This window comes from Providencia sp. AGC89 (assembly GCF_053543535.1).
Map to the genome: position 1 here is coordinate 1 of NZ_JBIXLP010000020.1, position 21,347 is coordinate 21,347.

At 42.6% G+C, this 21,347-nt stretch carries 21 protein-coding genes and 2 pseudogenes; 8 read left to right on the top strand and 15 right to left on the bottom strand.

The window, feature by feature from the left end; all coding sequences use genetic code 11:
• Together ACIPUA_RS06270 and ACIPUA_RS06275 are read right to left on the bottom strand one after the other, a co-directional pair.
• A pseudogene (locus ACIPUA_RS06270) lies at positions 1-387 on the bottom strand (IS1 family transposase); the annotation flags it as partial.
• 34 nt (positions 388-421) lie between these two features.
• Positions 422-880 (bottom strand): hypothetical protein, encoded by a 459-nt coding sequence (locus ACIPUA_RS06275; protein WP_449059433.1) that lies wholly within the window; start codon positions 878-880, stop codon positions 422-424.
• A gap of 640 nt (positions 881-1,520) precedes the next feature.
• Between ACIPUA_RS06275 and ACIPUA_RS06280 the strand changes: the two genes are divergently transcribed.
• From ACIPUA_RS06280 to ACIPUA_RS06300, 5 genes are all read left to right on the top strand, one after another.
• The gene (locus ACIPUA_RS06280; RefSeq protein ID WP_004266229.1) at positions 1,521-1,709 is read left to right on the top strand and encodes a hypothetical protein; all 189 of its coding nucleotides are present in this window, start codon (positions 1,521-1,523) and stop codon (positions 1,707-1,709) included.
• A 37-nt stretch (positions 1,710-1,746) separates the two neighbouring features.
• A complete protein-coding gene (locus tag ACIPUA_RS06285; RefSeq protein ID WP_004266228.1) occupies positions 1,747-2,166 on the top strand; it encodes a DUF5681 domain-containing protein in 420 nt (139 codons plus the stop codon).
• The gene (locus ACIPUA_RS06290) at positions 2,153-2,374 is read left to right on the top strand and encodes a hypothetical protein (protein WP_369106237.1); all 222 of its coding nucleotides are present in this window, start codon (positions 2,153-2,155) and stop codon (positions 2,372-2,374) included. The genes ACIPUA_RS06285 and ACIPUA_RS06290 overlap by 14 nt, the downstream gene beginning before the upstream one ends.
• Positions 2,358-2,633, top strand: coding sequence for a hypothetical protein (locus tag ACIPUA_RS06295; protein WP_273837675.1), 276 nt, complete (start codon positions 2,358-2,360; stop codon positions 2,631-2,633). Before ACIPUA_RS06290 ends, ACIPUA_RS06295 begins: the two co-directional genes overlap by 17 nt.
• A 200-nt stretch (positions 2,634-2,833) precedes the next feature.
• Positions 2,834-3,022 (top strand): hypothetical protein, encoded by a 189-nt coding sequence (locus ACIPUA_RS06300; RefSeq protein ID WP_369106238.1) that lies wholly within the window; start codon positions 2,834-2,836, stop codon positions 3,020-3,022.
• A 1-nt stretch (position 3,023) separates the two neighbouring features.
• Here ACIPUA_RS06300 and ACIPUA_RS06305 read toward each other — a convergent pair whose 3' ends face one another.
• Positions 3,024-3,245 (bottom strand): hypothetical protein, encoded by a 222-nt coding sequence (locus ACIPUA_RS06305; RefSeq protein ID WP_273837679.1) that lies wholly within the window; start codon positions 3,243-3,245, stop codon positions 3,024-3,026.
• A gap of 696 nt (positions 3,246-3,941) precedes the next feature.
• On the bottom strand, positions 3,942-4,073 hold the full coding sequence (locus ACIPUA_RS06310; RefSeq protein WP_369106239.1) for a hypothetical protein: 132 nt from the start codon (positions 4,071-4,073) through the stop codon (positions 3,942-3,944).
• Between the two features lie 159 nt (positions 4,074-4,232).
• Here ACIPUA_RS06310 and ACIPUA_RS06315 point away from each other — a divergent pair, with 159 nt between their 5' ends.
• The 3 genes and pseudogenes from ACIPUA_RS06315 to ACIPUA_RS06325 form a co-directional block, all read left to right on the top strand.
• Complete coding sequence (locus ACIPUA_RS06315; protein WP_369106240.1) at positions 4,233-5,429, top strand: hypothetical protein; 1,197 nt, start codon at positions 4,233-4,235, stop codon at positions 5,427-5,429.
• A 2-nt stretch (positions 5,430-5,431) separates the two neighbouring features.
• Entirely contained in the window at positions 5,432-5,989 is a 558-nt protein-coding gene (locus ACIPUA_RS06320) for a hypothetical protein (protein WP_369106241.1), read from the top strand.
• Between the two features lie 569 nt (positions 5,990-6,558).
• Positions 6,559-6,861 (top strand): annotated as a pseudogene (locus ACIPUA_RS06325) (Arm DNA-binding domain-containing protein); the annotation flags it as partial.
• A 121-nt stretch (positions 6,862-6,982) separates the two neighbouring features.
• Here ACIPUA_RS06325 and ACIPUA_RS06330 read toward each other — a convergent pair.
• The 11 genes from ACIPUA_RS06330 to ACIPUA_RS06380 form a co-directional block, all read right to left on the bottom strand.
• Positions 6,983-8,326 carry a VasL domain-containing protein gene (locus tag ACIPUA_RS06330; RefSeq protein ID WP_131680705.1) on the bottom strand — a complete coding sequence of 448 codons (1,344 nt, stop codon included), beginning with the start codon at positions 8,324-8,326 and terminating at the stop codon, positions 6,983-6,985.
• 23 nt (positions 8,327-8,349) lie between these two features.
• A complete protein-coding gene (gene tssE, locus ACIPUA_RS06335) occupies positions 8,350-8,778 on the bottom strand; it encodes a type VI secretion system baseplate subunit TssE (protein ID WP_042846429.1) in 429 nt (142 codons plus the stop codon).
• 1 nt (position 8,779) lies between these two features.
• On the bottom strand, positions 8,780-9,319 hold the full coding sequence (gene tssJ / locus ACIPUA_RS06340) for a type VI secretion system lipoprotein TssJ (protein ID WP_042846428.1): 540 nt from the start codon (positions 9,317-9,319) through the stop codon (positions 8,780-8,782).
• A gap of 15 nt (positions 9,320-9,334) precedes the next feature.
• A complete protein-coding gene (gene tssG, locus ACIPUA_RS06345; protein ID WP_048606625.1) occupies positions 9,335-10,426 on the bottom strand; it encodes a type VI secretion system baseplate subunit TssG in 1,092 nt (363 codons plus the stop codon).
• Positions 10,402-12,153 (bottom strand): type VI secretion system baseplate subunit TssF, encoded by a 1,752-nt coding sequence (tssF, locus tag ACIPUA_RS06350; RefSeq protein WP_048606626.1) that lies wholly within the window; start codon positions 12,151-12,153, stop codon positions 10,402-10,404. Before tssF ends, tssG begins: the two co-directional genes overlap by 25 nt.
• A gap of 23 nt (positions 12,154-12,176) precedes the next feature.
• Complete coding sequence (gene tssA, locus ACIPUA_RS06355; RefSeq protein ID WP_071547908.1) at positions 12,177-13,787, bottom strand: type VI secretion system protein TssA; 1,611 nt, start codon at positions 13,785-13,787, stop codon at positions 12,177-12,179.
• Positions 13,788-13,806: 19 nt separating this feature from the next.
• A complete protein-coding gene (locus ACIPUA_RS06360; protein WP_449059434.1) occupies positions 13,807-17,172 on the bottom strand; it encodes an ImcF-related family protein in 3,366 nt (1,121 codons plus the stop codon).
• Positions 17,159-18,289, bottom strand: a complete 1,131-nt coding sequence (locus tag ACIPUA_RS06365) for a hypothetical protein (RefSeq protein ID WP_210845951.1) — start codon at positions 18,287-18,289, stop codon at positions 17,159-17,161. The genes ACIPUA_RS06360 and ACIPUA_RS06365 overlap by 14 nt, the downstream gene beginning before the upstream one ends.
• Positions 18,286-18,543: a PAAR domain-containing protein gene (locus ACIPUA_RS06370; RefSeq protein WP_166686770.1), complete on the bottom strand. Its 258-nt coding sequence runs from the start codon at positions 18,541-18,543 to the stop codon at positions 18,286-18,288. Before ACIPUA_RS06370 ends, ACIPUA_RS06365 begins: the two co-directional genes overlap by 4 nt.
• Before the next feature lie 5 nt (positions 18,544-18,548).
• Complete coding sequence (locus ACIPUA_RS06375) at positions 18,549-21,020, bottom strand: T6SS phospholipase effector Tle1-like catalytic domain-containing protein (protein WP_449059435.1); 2,472 nt, start codon at positions 21,018-21,020, stop codon at positions 18,549-18,551.
• A partial coding sequence (locus ACIPUA_RS06380; RefSeq protein ID WP_449059436.1) for a DUF3304 domain-containing protein occupies positions 21,008-21,347 on the bottom strand: 340 nt, incomplete at its 5' end. The genes ACIPUA_RS06375 and ACIPUA_RS06380, both read right to left, overlap by 13 nt.

Genomic DNA, 21,347 nt, shown 5'->3' on the forward strand with positions numbered 1-21,347 from the left:
GTTCCCAGGCATACCAAAGCCAGCGTTGTTGTTTCTTATTAGCCACAAAAGACCACTGTTCATCGACTTCACAAAGGAGTTCAATGTGCAAATTATCAAGCGGTAAAGACGTTACCTGCTTCGGCGAGAGTTTTTTAAAGTACGAACAACCGCATTAATGCTGATATGAAGGGCCCTAGCAGTATCACGAATACCGGCATTATTCATCGTGAGGTCGATAATTTTATCTTTAGTTCCGGGTTGGCAAGCACGATATTTATAATCGAGTTGGAAGCTTCGGCAGCAATCTTGGCAACGATAACGTTGATGACCAGTGCTACCTAATCCATGTTTTTTCACTGGGAGCGTTTGTTGACAAAATGGGCACCTTACATCGACTTTAGCCATGAATATTCTCCGATAAATTACCCTATATTACAGGTTAATCACCGGATTGAATACATGACCCAAGTGTGCTGATAAATGAACTTAATTTCCCTGAAATATCCTTGTGACGCTTCCACGCTGAATAAATATCCTTATCCCACGCTTTACCGCCTTTAGTTTGATAACCAGCCTCGTTAATTCGTTCAGCGATAATGCGCCCGTTATCTATGCCCTCTGATAACACTAAATTAACCACAGAAACGACAGCAGACTCATTATAGGTATACGGTGGGATATCTGCCTTACCAGCAATTAACGACGCTACAGACGATTCTAGGCGTTCCACCAGCGATAACATACGAGTGTCAGGATTCCTGTCTGGGCGGTTTAACTTCTCTTTGATAGCTGAGACTATCCACGCTGTTTTATCGGTACCAGAGTTCGATACAGCATCATTAAACAGGGCTTGCAGCTCAGCAGGTAGGCGAAAGGCAATAAGATTAGATTTACTCATGATAATAGTCCGTTATTAGCTCAGTGAGTGCTTATTATATCAGCGTATAACACCGTTATACAGATTAGAAAATATAAAATTGCTGGTGGATTTAACGAGTAATTCTATAACTTAAAGTTAGGGTAACTTACTGTAAAACAAGCAAAGCGTATTATTGCGCCTTGTAACTGACTGAATACATGGCAAAGCTCAAATTTGAGCACATTCTAATTTTACCAATAGAATCAATTGGCTCATTTTTGAGCCTATATTTATCAATAGAAACAGCGCCCTCAAAATTGAGGAGAGGTAACGATTGTGATTATGGCCATAGTCGGAAGGGGTAACAGTTGAAATGCTGCCCTTGGCATTGAGGACGGCTTGAAATGAAGCTCTCATATAAAAACCACAAATTAGTGACTTTAGCCAAAGTAGCTAAATATTAGCCAGTACAGCTAACCACTCGAAAATCACGGTGTAGCTATTTTGATTTCAAAAAGAATCGCAGTAATAACGTACCAAAATGGTACTGGAATAAACCACGGTGATATATCTAAAGAAAGAATAGGTATCAAACGTTTACTCCTCATGGCGTTGCTATAATTGGGATAATAAATATAATTATTGCAAATACTGAAATATTAAATGAGAGGTAATCTTTATGGCCTATAACCCTAACTTTAAACCTGTAATGTTAACGATGGCGCAGATGGAGAGAATCCGAGCTATTCAGGATGCCGAGAAAGATAAGTCACCACTGAATCTAGCCCCAACAATTAACGCGATCGCCAGAAGTTTAGTAGATACCGCACTCAATCAAATGGAAAAACAAGTTAATGCCGTTCGGTGAGTTACTTTCTGGATGGCTTATCGTAAGAGGTAAGTAAATGAGTAAGCACCCTACAAGGTGGCAAAAAGGACAATCTGGCAATCCATCAGGTAGGCCGGGCAAAGGCGCAGAAATAAGGCGTAACCTCATGGATATGACCCCGCAAGCGATTAAATCAATTCTTGCTGGCATTGAAAGCGGTGATGCTACTTGCCTAAAGATATGGGCTGACCGTTGCGACCCCGTTTCAAAATCCACTATTCAGCCTGTCGAATTCCTTTGTGACACTACAGACTTATCAAGCGCAGCTTTGAGCGTTGTATCGGCTATCAGTCAGGGGCTAGTCCCGCCAGATGTGGGAACCGTGATTTTAAAAGGTATTGCTGATGCCTCTAAGATTATCGAGGTCGAGAGCTTACAACGTGAAGTTGAGGCACTAAAAGAAGCTATGGAAGAAATTAAAAATGACAATTCGTAACACGTTAAAGCAAATCCGAGAGCAAATATCAGCTATTAAGCCTGATGATAGGATTACGGCGATTAAGCTAATGGCGGTTGAAAAAAATCAAGATACGGGAGAGCTGTTCTATTCAGGCCATACGCTTTACGACATTAAAACAAGGGAATCAGTAACAGAAATATACTCAGAAGATGACGAGAGGCGAACTTATGAGCACGAAGGTTAGAATTAAACAGATTAAAACGATGATTAAGCAATATGGTGTTACGGGCGAAAATGCCGATTCTATGGTGATAAAAGCTATTATGGATGAGATAGCAGGAACTAAACCAGATGGTACAGCCGATAAAATAGCGGAACAACTACATAAGCGCACTGGCTATACTTTCCCAGCAAGCGAAGAACTAAAGCAACTCTTTTCACAGTGTCCTGATAGCACGAAAGAACAGGGCGATAATACAGCCGAAATTATTGTCAAAAGTTGACATTAGAACCTGACAAAACCTGACATCACGACGAATAAATTTCTAAACCCCGTTAAAAATTAAATGGTACGCAGTAGGTATGTAGCGAAATGATATTATTCGTATCGTTAACTATTTGATTTTATCGAGACCGTCCTTTGGTTATTTCAATCAGCACAATCAAGGTATAGCGATAATCACAACACCTTTGAGGTATAGCCATGTTACAACGTGAAGCGATAGAAGCAGTTATGATGGAGTTAGCCCACCAGCAAGGTCAATCACTCAATGGATGCGATAGGCTGGCGATTAGAACAGGCGTAGCGCAGACAATACAGGCTAAAGAACGTCACAGACGGAGAATGACAGCACTAACCTACCAGTGGACTAAGCCAGCACCAAAACGATAGGTTATAGTTGCTCAAAGTAGTGAAATGCTCTCATCAGTTCTTCTTCATTTTTGGGCTGTTCCATATCGACGCTTGTAGAGCTTTTAATAAGAGCAAACAACTCTACTCTGGTTATCCCGAGCCTTAATGCGACATGATTAGCGCAGCTTCTAGCATTTGAAGCTCTTTGGTTTAAAGGTAATTCAGGATTAATAACTTTCGCCCTAGAACTATTGTGTGACATAAATTAACCCCAACAAATTTAGTATTAGTTATTGTAGCACTAAGAGGCTCTGAAATCGGAGGCTCGTCACTGGCTGGCAATATTCTAATCATGGCCATGAGATAAAAGTAACCACAGGACAAATTTGTCCTCTGGGGATTAATCCCACAATGCAAATAAGCACTCTGAATAAAAATCAATAAGTTAAACTATGTTACCCTCATCAGTGAGGATAACAAAATAAACGTTACCGCAAAATTTAAAAATTGATGTTGCTCTCACTAATGAGAGAAAGATAGTTAGCTATAACAACGAACTACGGCAAGATTACGGCAAGGTTAAACGGGGATGTTACGGGGAGGATTAAGCCGATAACGGTAAGGTTACGGTAAGGTATTAACCATAAGGTTACTACAAAGTTTCAGGTGGTCGCTGTGACCTCTTGTAATGAAAACAATGTATTGTCACCCCTTACCATTGGTCACTGAAACGATGACCAATGAGCGTTAATCTGGTTTTATGATAGAATTAAACGTTATCAATTAGTTATATTTTGATTCCGTCGATTTAACGGAATTAAGTATAATCAACAACTTATATCTACATACGGGATTATCCCGTATCATCATGGGTAAATTAACGTTTAGATCACCCTGATAATTAGAGTTATTATCTATATATCCAGAATTCCACCAGCATTTTATTTTAATCAATAGCTTATATTGTGATGGTATCAAGATGAATAAACCAGAAATGAAAAAAAGCAAAACCAATCAGGATCACCACATCAGGAACGGTAATAAAAGCCCCTGAGCGAGTTAAAACAGCGACAGGTAAAGTTATGGCCACAATGACTATTCAGTCTGAGAGTGACAAGCGTAGCCCGTACCCATTAAAGATGATAGTGAGAATTAATATCAACAAATGGTGCGATTTAATACTAATATATTTGACTACTGTAGGGAATGAAAATATCATCAAGGTATAATTTCCATAAGGTGGAAAAAAATGATATTTACTAATTTACATATAGACAATCTTTATTCCTTCAAAAATAGTAATCTTTTGCTAAGTTTTATTCGGCCTCCTGTTGATTCAGGTATGATGGTTGATGAATATTTAGACGGGAGGGACAAGTTTTACTTCAAAAAGGCATGCCTGATTTCCGGCGCGAACGCAACGGGTAAGACGTCGTTAGGGAAAATTTTACTGGGTATACAGATTTTCACCTCAAGAAAGCAGCTTAGTTCTGAATATTTATCTATTTGTGATAAATCTAAATCTGGACAAATTATTGTCGATTTTGTTACGCCTGATGACTTCTTATTACACCGACTTCATTTAGAGATAGAAGAAAAAAACAACACTCAAATTATCTCTAGAATAAAATACGGCAGAATTTATATTAGAAAAGATGATAGTTGCAGAGTCGCAACAGGAAGGTTAGATGAGTTATTTGACTGTGGAGTTTCAGATTCTATTAAATCGTACTACCTTGATAGTGATATATTAGGGGTTAGTTCCGCATATGAGAGCTTTACGAAAGAATATTTCTATGGTGGGTGGCATTATATATTCTCGGAGAATGACGAAGCTACAACTACGCTGAATGACCTTGATTTTGATATTTTATCCAAGATATTAAAAACATTTGACACATCAATTAAGAGTGTTGTTAATTTAACGTCTAATGAAGATGAGCATAACATCAATGGATTTGCTGTTCGTTTCAATAATGGGGATTCTCCATTAATTGGTAAGGATGGGAAAACTACTGACATGAATAGATTCTCAAGAGGGACATTCGAGTCAATTAAAGTCGCACACTTATTATCGAGAATAATTTCTGATCGAGAACTAGAAAATAATAACAAATCGTTCGTAAATTCAACTTATTTTCTTGATGAGAAGATGGCGTATTGCCACTCAGAATTAGAAAAGATGGTTCTTACTTTACTTATTGATAAATTGCCTAGGTATGGTCAGCTATTTTATACAACTCATAATTATGATGTTTTAGATTTGAAATTACCTCCACACAACTATACATTTACGAAAAAAAATGAAATGGGTGAAACCGAGTTTATTGATGCGGTATCTCTTGCTAAAAAGAATGATAGGTCATTGAAAGGTTTAGTTAGAAGTAATTATTTTGAAACTGACCCAGACAGTACCCTTTTATTAGAACTTCTTTTGGAGGACTAAGAGTGAAAAAAAGTCCTCTTATATATTTTTTTGTTGAAGGTGAAACGGAAGATATCCTGATAAAAGATTTAAAGAGAAAGTATAATTTTACAGTTAAAAATATAAGAATAATAAATTTATGGAACATAACAGAGAGAAAGTTAAAGGTCTTATTAACTACATTGGAGCCAAAAAAATCAAATGTTTTTATTGTTTATGACATCGATAGAACAGAAAATATAGATAATTTTTTAAAGAACATAAATATTATAACAAAATATTCTTCGAAAACTTACATTTTACAACAAAATAATAATTTTGAAGAGGAGCTGGCATACGCATGCAATAAAACAAAGCAATTGATATATAACTGTTTTTGTGCTCAAATTACATCATGTGATAATTTTAAAAATTCATTTATTGATTGTAGAAATAGATTGGAAAAATTAGAAGGGCTAAACTTTAATGATAATAAGTTATGGGACAAAGATAGGAATTTGCTGGCATGTATAGAATCTCAAGGTAGTTCAAAACTAAAACATTTTAGCTTTGAAGACTTTAAAAATAACTTCACAGGTTAATTTATCTTAACTATCCAATCTTTGTTTTTGGATAGCCTATCTAGCTTTATTTTTACCCTAATACTGATCATGTGAAAGCTTACAAATTAATCACTGCTGTCATTTGAAATCACATTAGTGTTAATTTCACGGTTCCGTTTGAAACGGAGTCGTGAAAAACACTGGGAGGGTTATTTCTGGTTGGTGTTTCATTATCTGCAATAAAGTTTTCATTGATGATATTTTTGCAATGATGTTATTGGAAAGTGTAGGGCTAACCTTGATATTAAAAATCACCTCAAAACAGGCATGACAAAAATATTAGGGGGTACATTTGGGGGTATCTATAAAGTTAGAATTTAAATAATTATTTATTATCAATATATTGATTGCTATGTATGGTTCTCTCCTCCGCCATCTTCACTTCTAGTAACGTCTTCCAAAGTCTTCCAATCCCAAGTAAATCAAGCATTCCAGCGAAATCTCACTCTATCGAAGCCTACTATCATCTTTCTAAATCCTTACAATTTGTTGCCTAGTTTTTGTATAGAAATTCCCTTTACAATTTTCCTATACAATATTGGTGATTTATAAAGCTAACAGATATGGCAATCAAGCGTGCCAAGCTAAAAGAAAAAACCGACACGCTGGCGGACGGTAACGGGCTAGCTTTATTAGCTGAAACTAACGGTTCCAAAGGTTGGCGTTATCGGTATCAATTCGCTGGCAAAACTAAAATGATATCGTTAGGTATCTATCCTGTCGTCACGCTTAATGAAGCAAGAGCGAAAAGAGACGAAGCACGAAAACAGGTTGCCAATGGTATTAATCCAAGTGAAGCCAGAAAAGCAGAGAAAGCGGGCGCAATTAACCAAACTGAAACATATTTTAAAACATGTCTTTCTTTATCCATCCCTTATTTAAAGCTCAAACCATGCCACTTACTTTCAAAAAGTCAATGTAATCCCTTTCTTTTTTCTTTAACTAAGAGCGAGAATTTCGGGGCTGGTGGTGTTATTTATTTTGTTGAATCAATGCATATCGATTCAGTAGTTGCTTAAAGTGGGTATCGATACGTTGATATTCTGATTCAGGTACGGTGCCTTGCGCCTGTAATTGCTCTAGTTGGCGTAGTTCTTCCTCAAGTGGCATACCTTGATTAAAATGTTGACGTGCATTAAAAATAATCGTTTTTAGCTCAGAGCCTGTTATATAGCTGCGGGGTTTCCCATCAAGGCTATCTAAGCGCGTACTTAGGTTATTTAATAACGTCATACCTTCAGACCATTGTTGTAGTTTATCGTTAGATGACGCATTAATTTGCATATTTTGCTGCCATTTATCGTTAAACGCTGTTATTTCTTGTCGTTCCCCATAATGTTTGGTGAGGTAATTCGCCATACTAATCCCATATTGCTGAGCCCAAATAGGGGATATAGACTCTAATTCCACAAGGTAGTTATCAATCACATTGAGTTTTTCAGCAGAAATACGGCTAGATTGAGTTGGGTTCGGTTGTAATTGCTGCTCAATTATTGCTGCAATATTTGGTGTAAATTCAGGTAATTGTGGAAGTACCTGTGCTAAAGCATGATTATTGATTTGTGGGTGTAATGCATACAAGGTTCCTGCACATATCGCTCCTGTGAGTACAATACCTAAAGCTAGACCGACACAAATGCCTTTGCGGTAAGAAGGTTGAGTAGGTGCTGGAGTGCTGATGGTGGCATTGGCTTTGATGGAAATTGGGGGGACTGCAGTACGAGCTTGAAATGTCGATGGCGAAGTTTTCGGAAGTTGCGGTGGTGTAGGCGGAATAAAACCGCTATCTGGAGCATCTGTACTCTCTAATTGCCTTGCCTGAGATGCAAGTAAATTTTGTAAGCGCTCTAGCTGAGTCAGGTGTTTGAGCTCTAATGTTTGTAACTGTTGTGCAATTTGACTAAGCTTGGTTTCAGTTTGGTAAAGGGCAGGAAGATCGGCATAAATGGGAGCATGTGCACGTAATCCTGTCACCAATTGTTGGCTTAATGTGGCGATAATTTCGACGCGAGCATGGGTCTGTTGGGGCCAAAGCCCTTGCCAGTGGTGACTGAGTAAATGCTGGAGCAACGATAACCCTTCATTTAATCCCGCTATGCCATTTTGATGCTGGCGGATCAGGGTAAACCATGCACAAGTTTGTAGGTCTGCACCATTTTGATTAAATAAGGATAAACATAAGCCATGGGCTCGAGCCCAGTCAACATCAGGGCGTGCAGGGTGGAAGCGTTTGTTTAATTCGTCTTTAAGGGCTGCAAAATCAGCCAGTGTGCGAGGGTCGCCGCCAAGGCGTAATGTATTTAAATCTGGGTTCATAATTGTCTCAAGCAATTGTCGGTTTAAATCGTATCGAATTGTTTTTTTAGATGATGCAATAAAATGCGACCATCAGGCATAAATTCAGTGCCATAGCGGATCAAACCTTGTTCGTGTAATTCAACCTCAAGGGCATAATGGAGTGTCCCAAAGCTATTTTGCGGTAATAACACTAAAGAGAGAGATTTGATGCGGGGCTCATACTTGAGCAATGTTGCCGATAAAATGGTCATCATATTGTGAGCAGTGCCGGGGAGACCTTGGATCATTTTACTCATATCGGGAAGCCCATAATCCGGAATATGTTCGATGCTCCCCGCTCTGGCGCTGAGAATACGGCGAATATTGTCCATGACGGAAACTATCACTTGGTCATGTTCTGGAATATCATCAATATTTAATCCTCCAGCAAAATACCCCGTCAACATTTCATATAACGAAGGCTGGGACATGTTATTTTTCTCCCAGTGGTTTTAGTGTCATAGCGTTATCTGTGAGAGTTAATAAACGTGGGTCATCAGGTAATAAGCGTTTTTTGGGGATCACCACACGCCAATTATCGGTGATAAGGTCTGGGTCGTGAAACATCACGGCGATAGCAACAAATTCAGCCCCTTCTTCGAGAGGCATATCAAGCGAAATTGATTCTCCTGGGCGAATTCGTAGGTCTTTTTGTGCGACTAACGAGGATTTGAGTACTTGGCTATCTTTAGCGAAAAGAGTGGCATAGTCGCTTTCTACAAAGCTTTCAAAGTTTTTTAGTTGGTAAACACGGATAATTGTTGATAACGATGCGCCAGTATCATCGGTATTTAATGCTTCACGTGCGACAAAATCTAAGTGTACGACTTTCACTTGTTTATAAAAGATGGAGCTTGCAACATTGCGAGTACCATCACCGACCATCTGAGTAAGGCCACAGCCCGATAGATTTAGTGCGCAGAGGAGCACTAACGTTTTGCCACAAAATGGTAATAAAGGTAGTTGTTTCATAAATGATTCTCAAAATTAAAATCGATAATTAGCATAATGTTGGGGAGACGTATTCTGTGATGACGTCGTTAATCGTTGGTAACGCCCTAAATTTAACGTGATAATATGTTCTTGGCGCACAGTTTGTGGGCTGAGTGTTCCCATTGCTGCGGTACGACCCAATTGAACACCTTGATGTGATTGGGTGCTTAACGCTGCATTGGGTAGTAACTTTCTTGGTAACTTTAAGTTAAGGCGAGCATTGACGCGTGATCCGAGATAAACATGCAATAGCGCCATTAAATCTTGATACAGCAACCCATCAGGCAACCAGTTCCGAGCTTCTTCAAGGTTATTGGTTTGTAAGATAATCAAAATTTGGCTATTAACATCGGTGGCGTACTGACCTAATACGGGTTTGTTGGCTAATGTCATCGGTGTTCTGCAGGATAACCCTGTTTGAGTGACTTGCTCGATGCGTCTTGGGTCATGGGACTTGATTTTAACTTGCGTATCAGGCGCCAGTAATTTGACTAAAGATATAACCCCTTCGGCGGTACGAGTCGGAAAACGTAGCGTACCTAGTAATGCGAGAAATCGGGATAGCGGCGCTTGTATATGTTGCGCCGTGCCAGGTATACCTAAGCCAATTAACCCATATAAATATTGTGACGTTTCGTCTTTCCCCCCTGCTGAAAATGTTGCTGGATAAGAGTATTTTCGCCAAATACGATAAAACTGCGTCGTCAGTCGGTGGTTAAAAATATCTAAAAAATCGGTAAGAGACTCGGTTCCTTCTCGTCGCTGTGCAATATCATCAAGGTAGGTTGTCGGTAGTGGAGAAGTGACACCATATAACCCTAAAAAAGTGGTTCGAATGCTAGGGGTTGTGCTATCACGGTATCTATCGTCAATATCCAACCCTTTAATTTCGGTGACGGGAAAGCCCATTCCACGGTGGGGGCGAAAACGAATAGCGTCTGTTTTGGGGTCTTGGGTACTACCGAGCGGCGGGCTCTGTGCATTACTTTGTTCTAGCAGCTGGCAAAACCGATAGAAGTTTACCAGCGGAAGACGCTCCCCAAGCGCATCAAAAAGCGGATTTACTGAGGATGATTTTCGGTCCATGTAAGGCTATTTCCTGTCGGTAAAATATGTAAAGTCAATTGGTTAAACAGATGTACATCGGTATAGAGGGCAAAAAAACGGTTGAGCATTTCGCCAAATAGATGAATGTCGCCCTCACCGTTAAAGCCGTGGCTATCGAGGGTAATGTCGATGGCAATGCCTCGCTGTAAAAAGCCTTTTTCAAAGCGTTCGATAAGGTGTTGCTCAACGTGGATCATGGCATCGAGTTTGCGGCTGTTCAGGTCATCTTCCCGCCAGTCATAAAGTGCTAGCGTTCCTCGTAATACCTCTACGTTATCCATCATATTCAGGAAGCTGGCACCAAGGTGGCTGAGTACGCGCCAATGAAATCTATCTTCAGCAGGAGGGTAGCAAGGTAGCGTAGGTTTGCATAAGTTACGAACCCGTAACTGTGTCTGCAAGGTCTCTTCAGTTCTGTCCAGCAATGTACTTTGTAACGCTTTGCGAGGGAGCTGCCCGTTAGTCCCGGTTAATTGTAGAGATAGCGTTTCACTTTCAAGAGATGCGGTTGGTTGCTCGTGCTCTCCCCCTAAAATTAGCCATGTATCATGTAGGCCGCTGACACCACGTTTAATTCGTGTGTGATAGTAATGTTCAGGGGCATTGTGGCGGAGCATTCCGCCTCGGTGGCGAAAACTACTGAATGGCACATAGTGAATTTGTTCATCGCGTCGCGTACCATGAACTGTATCGACCGCATAAATTTCGGTGTGTCCATCTTGTAAGCGCCGAGGGCGCAGTAAATATTCACTTTCTAACCCATTAACAGTAAGTGGGTCAGCTTCAATGTTGAATAAGTTGATCACTGGGACACTGTGTAGTTTTAGGTTATCAGTACTTAATGGAATATCGCTGTCCCAGAGCGTATCAAGCACAATTTCTAGCTCAAAATGACTTAATCCTTCGGGTAATTGAATCTCATCAAGTCCGTTTAAGTTGACGAAGAAAAACTTTTCACGAAAAGAAAAATACTCCAGTAATAGTTGGTAGCCGCTGAAGGTGCTATCTCCTTTAGGCCACAGTTGGTCTTCTTCAGCAAATCCACCAGGGGAAAACCAAAGTGGTAAACGAATACGGTCAGGGGACGATGGCAGCCGAATATAGGTGGCTGCAACTTGCTTAGTCAGCGCTAAATGTAGTGCATAGGTAGTTGGAACATCACCAGCCAGATAAAAGGAGAGAGCATTAAGTGAGATTTGTTTCCAGTCAGCAAGCTTCGCACAATCGAACTGCAAGCGAATTACGGAACGGCCATCAGGCTCTGTGGTTAAATTAACCGTTGATAGCACAATGGGGTTGAGTGTTAAGTCTCGAGTTGTGCGATAGCGGCAGACGGTCTTTTTAGGTCCAATAGGGCGTGAAAGTACTTCAAAGTTAGCGGGGATCACTGATGAGATTTTCATATCATGAATATCCGGCGCGAGTTCAACAACAGAAAGTGAGGGAATGGTTTGTAGGTAATGAGGCCAAAGTAGGCTGACTAATCCTTCTGTTAACTCGGGTAAATCATCATCAATTTTTTGGCGCAATTGCCCCATGGAGAAGGCAAAACCTTCAAAAAGCCGTTCTACAAAAGGGTCAGGAATGCCCGCTTTGTCTAAATCTAATAATGCTGCTCGATCGGGGTGAGCTTGAGCGAACTCTTTGGCTGCCTCACGCAGATATCGCATCTCCGCATCATAATAGCGAAGGGTTAAATCATCCATTAGTATGGTTCTCGTTGATTAATTTAGGGATAGAGCACTAACGCTCGCACAGGGTCTAATCGAGTTAGCTGAGCCAGTAACTCAGACATTTGATGGTGCAGTTCAGTTTTGTCTGGCGTATTACGCTGCGTTTTACCTCGTAACAATTGCAACTGGCGGGCTTTAACTTCAAACAGCGAATGAGGTTCCCAATCCGCGAGGCGCATCTGTTCAGCACTACGGTCTAATTCACGAAGTAAATTCAGTGCCAAATCATGACGAGCAAATTGTTCAGCCACTCTTGCCATCACTAATTGCAGTAACCATTTTTGACGGGAAGTTTGGATATTCGGGCGTGACATTAGCCATGCTAATGCGGCTTCAACGCCTTCGGTGTCAGCTTGAGTTAACGCTTCTTGTTCTAACGCGAATATTGAGTCGTTATCATCGTCACTTGCGCCTTGAACAGGCATGTGATTGAGAGACTGAATATTCTCTTCCAGAATATGCTGTTTGATCCACGCTAAGGTGACTTCATCTGCGAAAGGTGTGCCATCTTCCCAAGCGAGATTTTCTAAACCCGGTAAGCGAAGTAAGAACTGCTTTAAATCAGAGGCAATCACTTCTGCCCAGCCATCCCATGGCGCAGAGGATTTACTCAATGCTTGGTGCAAGTACCATTGCACATCTAACCAAAAATGGTTAACCCCTTCTGCAAACAATCGATCTGCTTGTTCAGTGAGTTCGAGCCAATTTTGTTGCAGATATAAACGTTTTAGCTGGGCTTTGGCATCTGAGCGTGGTGGGGCTAATCGAGTACAACCTTGCTGATTTTGTGGGGGAGCTTGGTGTAGCGTATCCCAACGTACGGATTTCATCAGCCGATGACCCGATAACCAACCATTAGGCTGATTACGCAGATAATTGGCGAGCACTTTGGCTTGGTCAAGTAATTCTCGACCAGACTGAATAGGGGCGATAGGGCTGATACCGGTTGATGTTTGCTTCGTTGATATACTTTCTGTTGATTTAATATTTTGTGGAACAACACTATTCGCACCGCCAGATTGCGCAAGTCGATTTTCTAGTGCGCGTAGTAGTGGTGCAAGATTAGGGCGGTTTGCCTCATCCCATGTACTAAACTCATCCACAATCGAACTCAGTAGCGCCACAATACGTGCAAATTCGTTGCTATCAACTTCAGGATAAAGGGATAAACTGTCGATAACTCGCTGACCTGCCAACCATTCAATGGCTGATTTTCGGCTATTTGGGCGATTTGGTAGTAGGTCATCGTGGTAACGATGGAGTAATCCTGCCAGTAATCCTAATCCATCAGCTAAGCCCGTTTCACCTTCTCGATGTAAGCGTGCCCAAACATAGTAAGTGATCACGCGTGCGTCTTTACATACATGAGTTAAGAGATTTTCGGCGAGCGTACAGATTAACTCCGTATCTGAGCCTGATAACTTGTTGACTTCTTCTTTCATTCGTTCGAAGTCATCGTCATAGCTGGGGTCTTCCCCAACCGGATTTTCAGCCGTAATTGGCAATAGCCAGCGTTCCCATAACACGACTTGCTGTTCTACTAATTGATTAGCAGCAAGCGGGTTTCCGGTAAAACAGGCTGTGCGTAAGGCAGTTAATAAAGGCATAGGTGATGTCCTATTGGGTCTAATCCAAGAAGATTTTTTCAGGTAGCACAAAGTTGCGTAGTTTTAATAGCGCCAGTGGGCCTTGGCCCATTTCGGTGCGCAGCTGGTAATTGAGTGTATTGCCATCGGAGGTGGTCCACGACACGGTATAGCTACTGGTGCTTCCTGCATAAGGGGTAACTTGAGCCGCTTCAAGTAAGCGGATTAACCCCCAAACACCACGATGATCTCGATAGAGGCGGGTGCCGGTGGAGGTGGTCATCCAAGTCAATGAGGCGCCTGAAGCGATAGTGTCGGCAGGCCACACAAAACGTTGCCACTCAGGGAATTGGTTATCGTAAGTGAGATTTTGCTTATCGACCACCAGTACCGTCTGCATCACCTGTTTACTGGTTCCCGGGCGCATTTCGAAGTACAGGCGAGCCTCTCCATTGGCGAAGGCCACATCGCCCAGCTCACTTAAGGTATTCATCGCCTGAATAAACTCAGGGTTAAAGCGTAATCCTTGCGCATTAGCACTATTCGGTACCCAGTGATGACCTTCTTTGCGTAAAACCCCTTGCAGACGGGTTTCTAGGAAACGTTGAATACGTCCGTTATCAGGGCGAAGATACTGCGCCATCAGAGGCAAAGAAATATCACTTTGCGTGTCTTTCAAGGGGTAGCGTCCGCCAAAGGCGTTGTTCCATTCATTGACAATGGCATTTTGCCATTCGCTATTGATCCCCTGAGCGGTTGGGGTGAGCAATTGTTGCCACGCCTGCGTCATCGGCTCCACTAACAGTGCATCGCCAAAAGGTTGCCACTCTTGCCCAAAACTGGCGGCAATTAAACTGCCCATGTCACGTGTTTGGGCAAAATCGACATTTTTACCGTCTAAAATACTTTGGGCGAAGGTTTGGGACATGGCTTGCGGGTCGGGGGCATTGACCACTTGCTGAAGTTTTAAGCGCACACGAGTAATACGGGTTAAATAGGCTTGTAAACTCAGGTTATCGCCAGTTTGTGAGGCGGCTTGAGGGTCAACAAAGTTCAGGACAGGGCCAAAAGTGTCTTCCAATGGTCCCGTAAAATCGGCTTTTTGGCTAATCACGGGTTTTTGTTCTTTGTTGAGCAGTTCTTTCGCCGAGTTAACAAACGAGTCGGCCAGTTTTTCTGCCTGACGCCCGGTTTTCCCTTGGTAGGCGAGGGTATTTAGCAGTGCAATGACGGGGGACTGGCGCACATCGCTCATTAAGGATAATTGGTCGATAGTATCGGATAAGCTTTCAGTATGGCGCCATTGCAGGCTATTGAGGAAGTTTAACCAGCTATTAGCAAAGTCAGCAAAATAGCGTTCAGTAAGCTGCTGTTTGAGCGCATCAGGCGAAATATCTTGGCTAAGTTCATGCTGGCTATCACTCAATACCCAGTCAATTTCATGACGGCGCGATTCAACCACTTTTTTGATGGCGGGTTGGATCGATTCTTCCCACGCTTTGCGGGTAAAAATACCCGGTACAAACTCTTCTGTCGTCAATAAAAAGTGGGCATCGGTATCGCCCGTCATATCATCTAAGGTCATATCGGGGAACTGATGTTGCGCTTGTCGTAACACTTCTTGATACAGTGTGGCACTTTCGCTGCGTTGGCCAATTTGCCGCGTGAGTAAGGTACGACTTTGATTAATCAGGTTATTGTTGGCGTTTAATTGCCATTCAGGGTGCGTCGGTAGCTGTTGGGCATAGAACATGAGCAACTCTTTGCCGAGAGTGTGCCATTCGCCTTCGTTCATTCCTTGCGGGACAGGAAGGGCAGTCAGAACGTGATTGGTGAAAAAAGCAGGCTCCATACGCTCTGGCGTACTCATCATGAGGTAAGTTTTTAAATCTTGATACGCACTTTGGGTGGCTTGGCGGCGTTCATCACTATTTGGCGATAATTGTGCATAAGCTTGTAACCGTTGCTCAAGTTGCTGACGGAGATTATCTTGCAGAGGAGGGAGTACCGTTTGTTGATACAGCGGCCATAAATGGGCTAATAATGGCTGATTGCTATTCAAGCCAAAATGCAGCCAAACAGGGACGGAGCTCTGTTCGCGATGCGTTAACAGCCCCAGAGTTTGCTGAAAGTCGTATTGGGCTTGAAGGCGTTCTGTTTCCGGTAATTGGTGGTTAGCGGCGACACTCGCACTTTGGTAGCTGTCTTCGATGAGCTGGCGATTGGCGAAGTAAGAGACAATCATACCGGCTCCCCACAAGGTCATGGCGGTGGCTGCGCCGTATTGAACGAGACGTTTTTTATCAAAGCCTAAAGCGGCCGGCTGTAAACCGGATGCCAGTTCAGATTGTACGTTTAACCAGCTTTGCCAGCGGGTATCGGGGTGCCAACTATTTGGCAAACGTTGCTGATTTAACGGATTGATAGACGGGCTAAATGCGATGCCAGAAAAAGGCAGCGTACGTGATGGGGTATTGAGTGGGGCTAATGCGGTCGCGAGCTGTTGGCTGCCACCGTTTTGTAAAAATTGGGCTAAAGCAAGCAGATAGGTGTGTTTCTGTTCGCGCAGTAACGCTTGGGTTCCGTTGATCACAAGTGCGGGGATCAGGCTTAATAAGCTAGGCGATAGCGCCTCGGCAGGCATATTTTGCTCAGTCATGCAGAGGATAGCGGGCGTTTCAACCGCACTGAGGGAGGGTTGGTCACTGACACTCCATACCCAAACAGGCGCACGCCAGCCGAGTTCTTGAAAGAGGTTTTGGATTGCACGCCCTGCATTGTGGGCAGTGGCCGCATTCAGGTTGGTAAAGTGAATGTTGCTGTCTAAAAGCTGGGATGAAATGCTGTTTTCCGTCACCCAAATCACACCATCGAGCGGACGACGTCGGCGCAGGTGTTTGAGGGTTTCTAGTCGCTCTGAATCGATAGAACTCCCGATATCGCCACCGTAGATAAGCAGGGTGCCATCACATTCTTGCCAGATTTCTTGCGTCAGGCTTGGGGCAAGTTTTTCGACGGCGGAGTGGGAGCCGAGGAGGAGCTGGATAGAGACCTTGGAATGCCAGAAAGTGCCGTATATTTTTTTCATAGCTTGCGATAGTTCATCTGGCGTATTTTTATCATTAGATTTTTTTAGCCATTTATATTTATTTAAAAATGGTGTTATTGATGATAAAGATATTCGATGAGTCAAGTATAAATAAATTGGCCCCAGTAATAATAAAGCTAACCAAGAAATCACTGAATATAGAAAAATTGATTTATTAGAATATTGTGTTAAAAAGTAGTCGTTACCGATTAAGAAATAAAAACTACCTGCCAAAAATACTATTACGGTAATTACCAGTAAATAGCCAATAATTAGTGCACTTATTGGAACTGGATTACCTATTTTATTTTTCTTCATGACGGGAAATAACTCCAGCAAAATGTTTATTATCGATAATATTTGAGGTCCATCCGCAAGAATCGATGGAGTTTTGTATACAGTGCAAAACTCCCTGTGAGATGGCTAAAAAAGGGGATGTGAGGGATACGTCGCCGTAGTAAGGTGACAGATTATTATCAACACTGTTCCAGTCGCTAGATGTAAATGCCTCTGCGCTTTTATGATCCATTGAAATGGTGAGGGCGGGGGCTGATGGTAACCCAGCATAGCGTTTTAATTGGGATGTGAGGTCAGAAACACGTTCATTATCACAATCAATAGCCTCACAACGGTGGATCGCATAATTCCCTGTATTGCCGATTAACCAAAGAAAACCACTTTCAGACTGCACTACACGCTTGGGGTCATCATTGAGGTTGGTACCCGCGATAATTAACTTTTCATCATTATGGTGATGCTCATAATGGTTATCGATAATGTCGTCTATATCTTTAATTGAGTGAATAAAACCTTTAGAAATAGGCGAAGTGTTATATTGCTGATCAACTAAATTAGAAAAAACATTCAGAGCTGACTCTGAACCCAACCAGTAAATGTGTTTGATGTTTAAATTAGAGACGGGGTATTTTGTATCTAATTCATTGAATAATAATTTAGCCAGCATTTTATCTTTATTTTCTTTATTACTAATTAAAAGCGGATTGCATAAAACTTCTGTTTTATCGTTGATTTTAGGGAATGGTGGTACTGTTTTATTTCGAATTAACATTGCCCAATCCATCTGGTTGCGACCTAAGCTACCAATAATGATAGTATCGATAATGGGTAAATATTTTGACTGGTAACCCCACCATTCATTTTCATCTTTCTCAGTGACTGCAAAATACACATTTTTATGATAAATACGTATTTGGTAAATAAAGTAATAAATAGAAAATATCAGTAGATAAACAAGAACAGGTAGAATAAAACCAGTAAACCAAAAAAGTGTGGTTTTATTTGGTGTGTTTTTAGGCCAAAAAATATTAGTGATGAGTAAGAAGATAGAAATGATAATAAGGATACCTTGTCCCCACCGTTTCCAATTAATCGGGGGAACATTTGGCGGCTCAGGATAGTAAGGGGGCATCCTCATGGCTTGATATCCATCATCGAAAGTGAGCTGACCAGCGTGCAACCGCATGCACAGCGATGCCCATCTAGAGCGACTGGGTTACCATTCATGGATGAACCCGATGCCCCTTCCACGATAGTTGTGCGCCCATGACGGTTGCATACCGCGCTATCTCCAACACAGGCAACGGGTTTACCAAAGGCAAGGTATTGACCTGATAGCACGCTTCCGCCATAAGGCTTTAATGTATCACCAACACGAATAACATTTTTCATTACAATTACCCTACCTTTAATAGTTTATTTGGTTCAACGGATTGACTAAGAACATCAATGATCCCTTGTGAATAGTTATAAGCAGTTTGAGTTTGTGTAATTTTAAATACGTCACTGGTATCTTGAGTTGGCTGAAATAATTCAGAGGCATTATCAATAAAAGGAATGCTTAGGCCAGTAGCAATATCAACCACCTCATATTCCAATGAAAGTAGCCCGACGGTACCGCTAATCCCCCCCAGCACCCCTTTGATGTCTTTTTGTTTAACGGTATAAATGGCGCCCCCCACAAGGGTGGCAACACCAATCAGTTGCCCTGCGAATGCAATAGGGGAAAGGAATTTATTGGTTTCATTACCCGCATAAATCATTCGATAGCGGAAATATCCCGCCCAAGGCTCACGGGTGCCTAATTCAAAATGCATAAACCAAGCCCGAGAATCGTGGATTTGGTCATCAAATAGCGCACTCACAAGGGACATATCCGTGTGCTGGTTGACGGGGAAACCGCGGCCGTTATCATAGATTTTATCCCCTGACGCTTTCATGCGCTCATATTCAAGGCGTTCGTCATCGGAATTGAGTAAATACATGGTGTATTTAAATAAGGTATCAACAGGGAAGTCGAAGGAGCCAGTATGTTGGCGAATTTTCCCGTCATAGTCGTGCCTAAATTCGGTCGCGGCCTCTGCAATTTGGGTTTTATCCCGTTTGCTTTCAAAAAGCGGCGAGCCGGCTAAGTTATCAAACCCAAAATCCACCGGTTCTAACCGTTTTTCGTTTGTCTCTGGGTCAGTGACTTCGTGAGTAATAATATTGCCTCTGTCATCAGTCACTGGGGCTGAATACCCTTCCATCCCCATGGCTTTGGCTTGTTTCTGCAAGTCATTTTTGGTTTTTTGCGTTTGGGCACTTTTGGCTTTTTCGTCTTTAATATTCTTACCGTCGCCCGTACCGTCTTTTGGCCACTCTTCGGCGTGTTGGTAAAAAGGTAGGCTGCGGTAGCGCGCTTTGGCATACCGGTCGATACGCCATGCGGTCATCCATGCCATTTGCTGTTCGATGATCTCCTCCAAAGGGTGACCAAGGCTGACGGGTTGGTACTCAATGGCGGCTTCCCCTGTGTTGCTTTGCCCTAGGGTAAGGGCACGCCAAGCATTAAAGCGTGCGATTAAAATTGGGTTGATTTTGAATAATTGAGCTACTTTGGGCTCCATTGGGGGAACCAGCGGGGTGTTATCGGTATTCAGGGGCGCATCTTCGGTCACAGTGGTGCACAGGGGGGCGCCCACCTTAAAGGCCTCAGAATAGAGGTCATGGAGGACAATTTGCGATAATAGGTGATCAGCCCCTTCGCGGGCTTTTCCTTGGTCATTAAGGGGGTAGCCCCCACCCACATCAGAGTGCATTCCTGGGTAAACCATTTCATGGGTATGAGGGGGGTAGGCGCGGTGCCCTTTGCTAAAACCGTCTTTAATTGCTGGGCGGCGCACGGTGTCCAGTGGGAAACACAACCGCTGTTCGTGGGCCGCCACAAAATGGCGGCAACACCGCACAAACCCAGGGTAGCGTTTTTCATCAGGTAATTGTTGGGTGTCATTCGCCCAATCAAAATGCCCCGTAAAGGCAGGGACCAAATGCACAATTCCCACCGAGGGCACGGTGTCTAAAATACCTAAAAATTCGATGGATAAAGGCAGGCTAGCGAGGGTTTGTTGGGGTAACTCGGCTCCGTTAGGGGTATCTAAGTCAAACAGTTGCGCCACCCAATGGATAAACGCCCGTGCTTCTGCTGCCCCCCGTGAAAAGCCGTACACATACAGTTTTATCGCTAAAGCTTTCGGTTTTTGGCTTAATAGTGCGGCAATTTTTTCGGCGTTGAGGAGGTCGGCAATTACTTGTTTACGACCCGCGGCGCCATCCAAAGGCCAGACGGTGGCCATTTTATCTAAGGAGGCTCTAAGGAGTTTATTGGGCAGTTCCGCAAGGCCAGCGGAAAGGTACAGGCTATTGACTAGCATCAATAAGGCCCAATTAATGCGGTTTTCACCCCCAGTGGCATAGGTTAGCCCACTACTGGAAAAATTATATTCACCAATTTCGGGAAAGGCAGTGCCCACGCCGGGCATATAATATTTAAAATATTCACGCATTTTAACTTCAGGTTTTTTATCATCACTGTATGTGGCCTCAAAAAGCCGGGCAATATTGGTGGGGTGAGGCGGCTGGGCAATTTCAAGGTCATTTTTTTTATTGTTGTTGGTGCCATCAAAAAAGAAACTGATATGCAAGGTTTTGCTGCAGCTTGGCCCTAAATTGGCATTATAGCGGCGGTTATTTTCAAGGTTAAAGGCATTATGCTCTTTTTTACGCAGCTGGTAGTTGGCCGTAAGCTGTTTGCGCGAAAGTTCTAATCGACCATCTTGGGGGAACTCCGCCGGTCCCCAAACAGGTTGCGCATTGGTTATTTCGGACATACGGCAGGCTCCTTCATATTAATCGGTTCTTGAATCGGATATTCAGGGTCAAGGTAGCTATAACAAGAGGTGGTCACTTTGACTTGGTTGCAGGGTAAAAAATGGACATCTAAGCCACAGGCCGTTTTACTGTCATACTCAGGGATAGGCACGCTGACTTCATGCTGGGTGCTGTATTGGTCAAGTTCGGCTTCCCAACGCTTATAAGCCTCGACTTGGCTAAATTTCGGCATGGGGGACAGTTTGCTTTTATCCAAACTTTCCCATTTTACTCTGGCATGTAAGCCGGGCGTCCATTTAGCGGGGAGCAGCACGCAACATTGCACG

Excerpts from the sequence above, each read along its gene's own strand:
- ACIPUA_RS06275 (WP_449059433.1), bottom strand. The coding sequence starts at position 880 with ATGAGTAAATCTAATCTTATTGCCTTTCGCCTACCTGCTGAGCTGCAA.
- ACIPUA_RS06280 (WP_004266229.1), top strand. The coding sequence starts at position 1,521 with ATGGCCTATAACCCTAACTTTAAACCTGTAATGTTAACGATGGCGCAG.
- ACIPUA_RS06285 (WP_004266228.1), top strand. The coding sequence starts at position 1,747 with ATGAGTAAGCACCCTACAAGGTGGCAAAAAGGACAATCTGGCAATCCA.
- ACIPUA_RS06290 (WP_369106237.1), top strand. The coding sequence starts at position 2,153 with ATGACAATTCGTAACACGTTAAAGCAAATCCGAGAGCAAATATCAGCT.
- ACIPUA_RS06295 (WP_273837675.1), top strand. The coding sequence starts at position 2,358 with ATGAGCACGAAGGTTAGAATTAAACAGATTAAAACGATGATTAAGCAA.
- ACIPUA_RS06300 (WP_369106238.1), top strand. The coding sequence starts at position 2,834 with ATGTTACAACGTGAAGCGATAGAAGCAGTTATGATGGAGTTAGCCCAC.
- ACIPUA_RS06305 (WP_273837679.1), bottom strand. The coding sequence starts at position 3,245 with ATGTCACACAATAGTTCTAGGGCGAAAGTTATTAATCCTGAATTACCT.
- ACIPUA_RS06315 (WP_369106240.1), top strand. The coding sequence starts at position 4,233 with ATGATATTTACTAATTTACATATAGACAATCTTTATTCCTTCAAAAAT.
- ACIPUA_RS06330 (WP_131680705.1), bottom strand. The coding sequence starts at position 8,326 with ATGAACCCAGATTTAAATACATTACGCCTTGGCGGCGACCCTCGCACA.
- tssE (WP_042846429.1), bottom strand. The coding sequence starts at position 8,778 with ATGTCCCAGCCTTCGTTATATGAAATGTTGACGGGGTATTTTGCTGGA.
- tssJ (WP_042846428.1), bottom strand. The coding sequence starts at position 9,319 with ATGAAACAACTACCTTTATTACCATTTTGTGGCAAAACGTTAGTGCTC.
- tssG (WP_048606625.1), bottom strand. The coding sequence starts at position 10,426 with ATGGACCGAAAATCATCCTCAGTAAATCCGCTTTTTGATGCGCTTGGG.
- tssF (WP_048606626.1), bottom strand. The coding sequence starts at position 12,153 with ATGGATGATTTAACCCTTCGCTATTATGATGCGGAGATGCGATATCTG.
- tssA (WP_071547908.1), bottom strand. The coding sequence starts at position 13,787 with ATGCCTTTATTAACTGCCTTACGCACAGCCTGTTTTACCGGAAACCCG.
- ACIPUA_RS06360 (WP_449059434.1), bottom strand. The coding sequence starts at position 17,172 with ATGAAGAAAAATAAAATAGGTAATCCAGTTCCAATAAGTGCACTAATT.
- ACIPUA_RS06365 (WP_210845951.1), bottom strand. The coding sequence starts at position 18,289 with ATGAGGATGCCCCCTTACTATCCTGAGCCGCCAAATGTTCCCCCGATT.
- ACIPUA_RS06370 (WP_166686770.1), bottom strand. The coding sequence starts at position 18,543 with ATGAAAAATGTTATTCGTGTTGGTGATACATTAAAGCCTTATGGCGGA.
- ACIPUA_RS06375 (WP_449059435.1), bottom strand. The coding sequence starts at position 21,020 with ATGTCCGAAATAACCAATGCGCAACCTGTTTGGGGACCGGCGGAGTTC.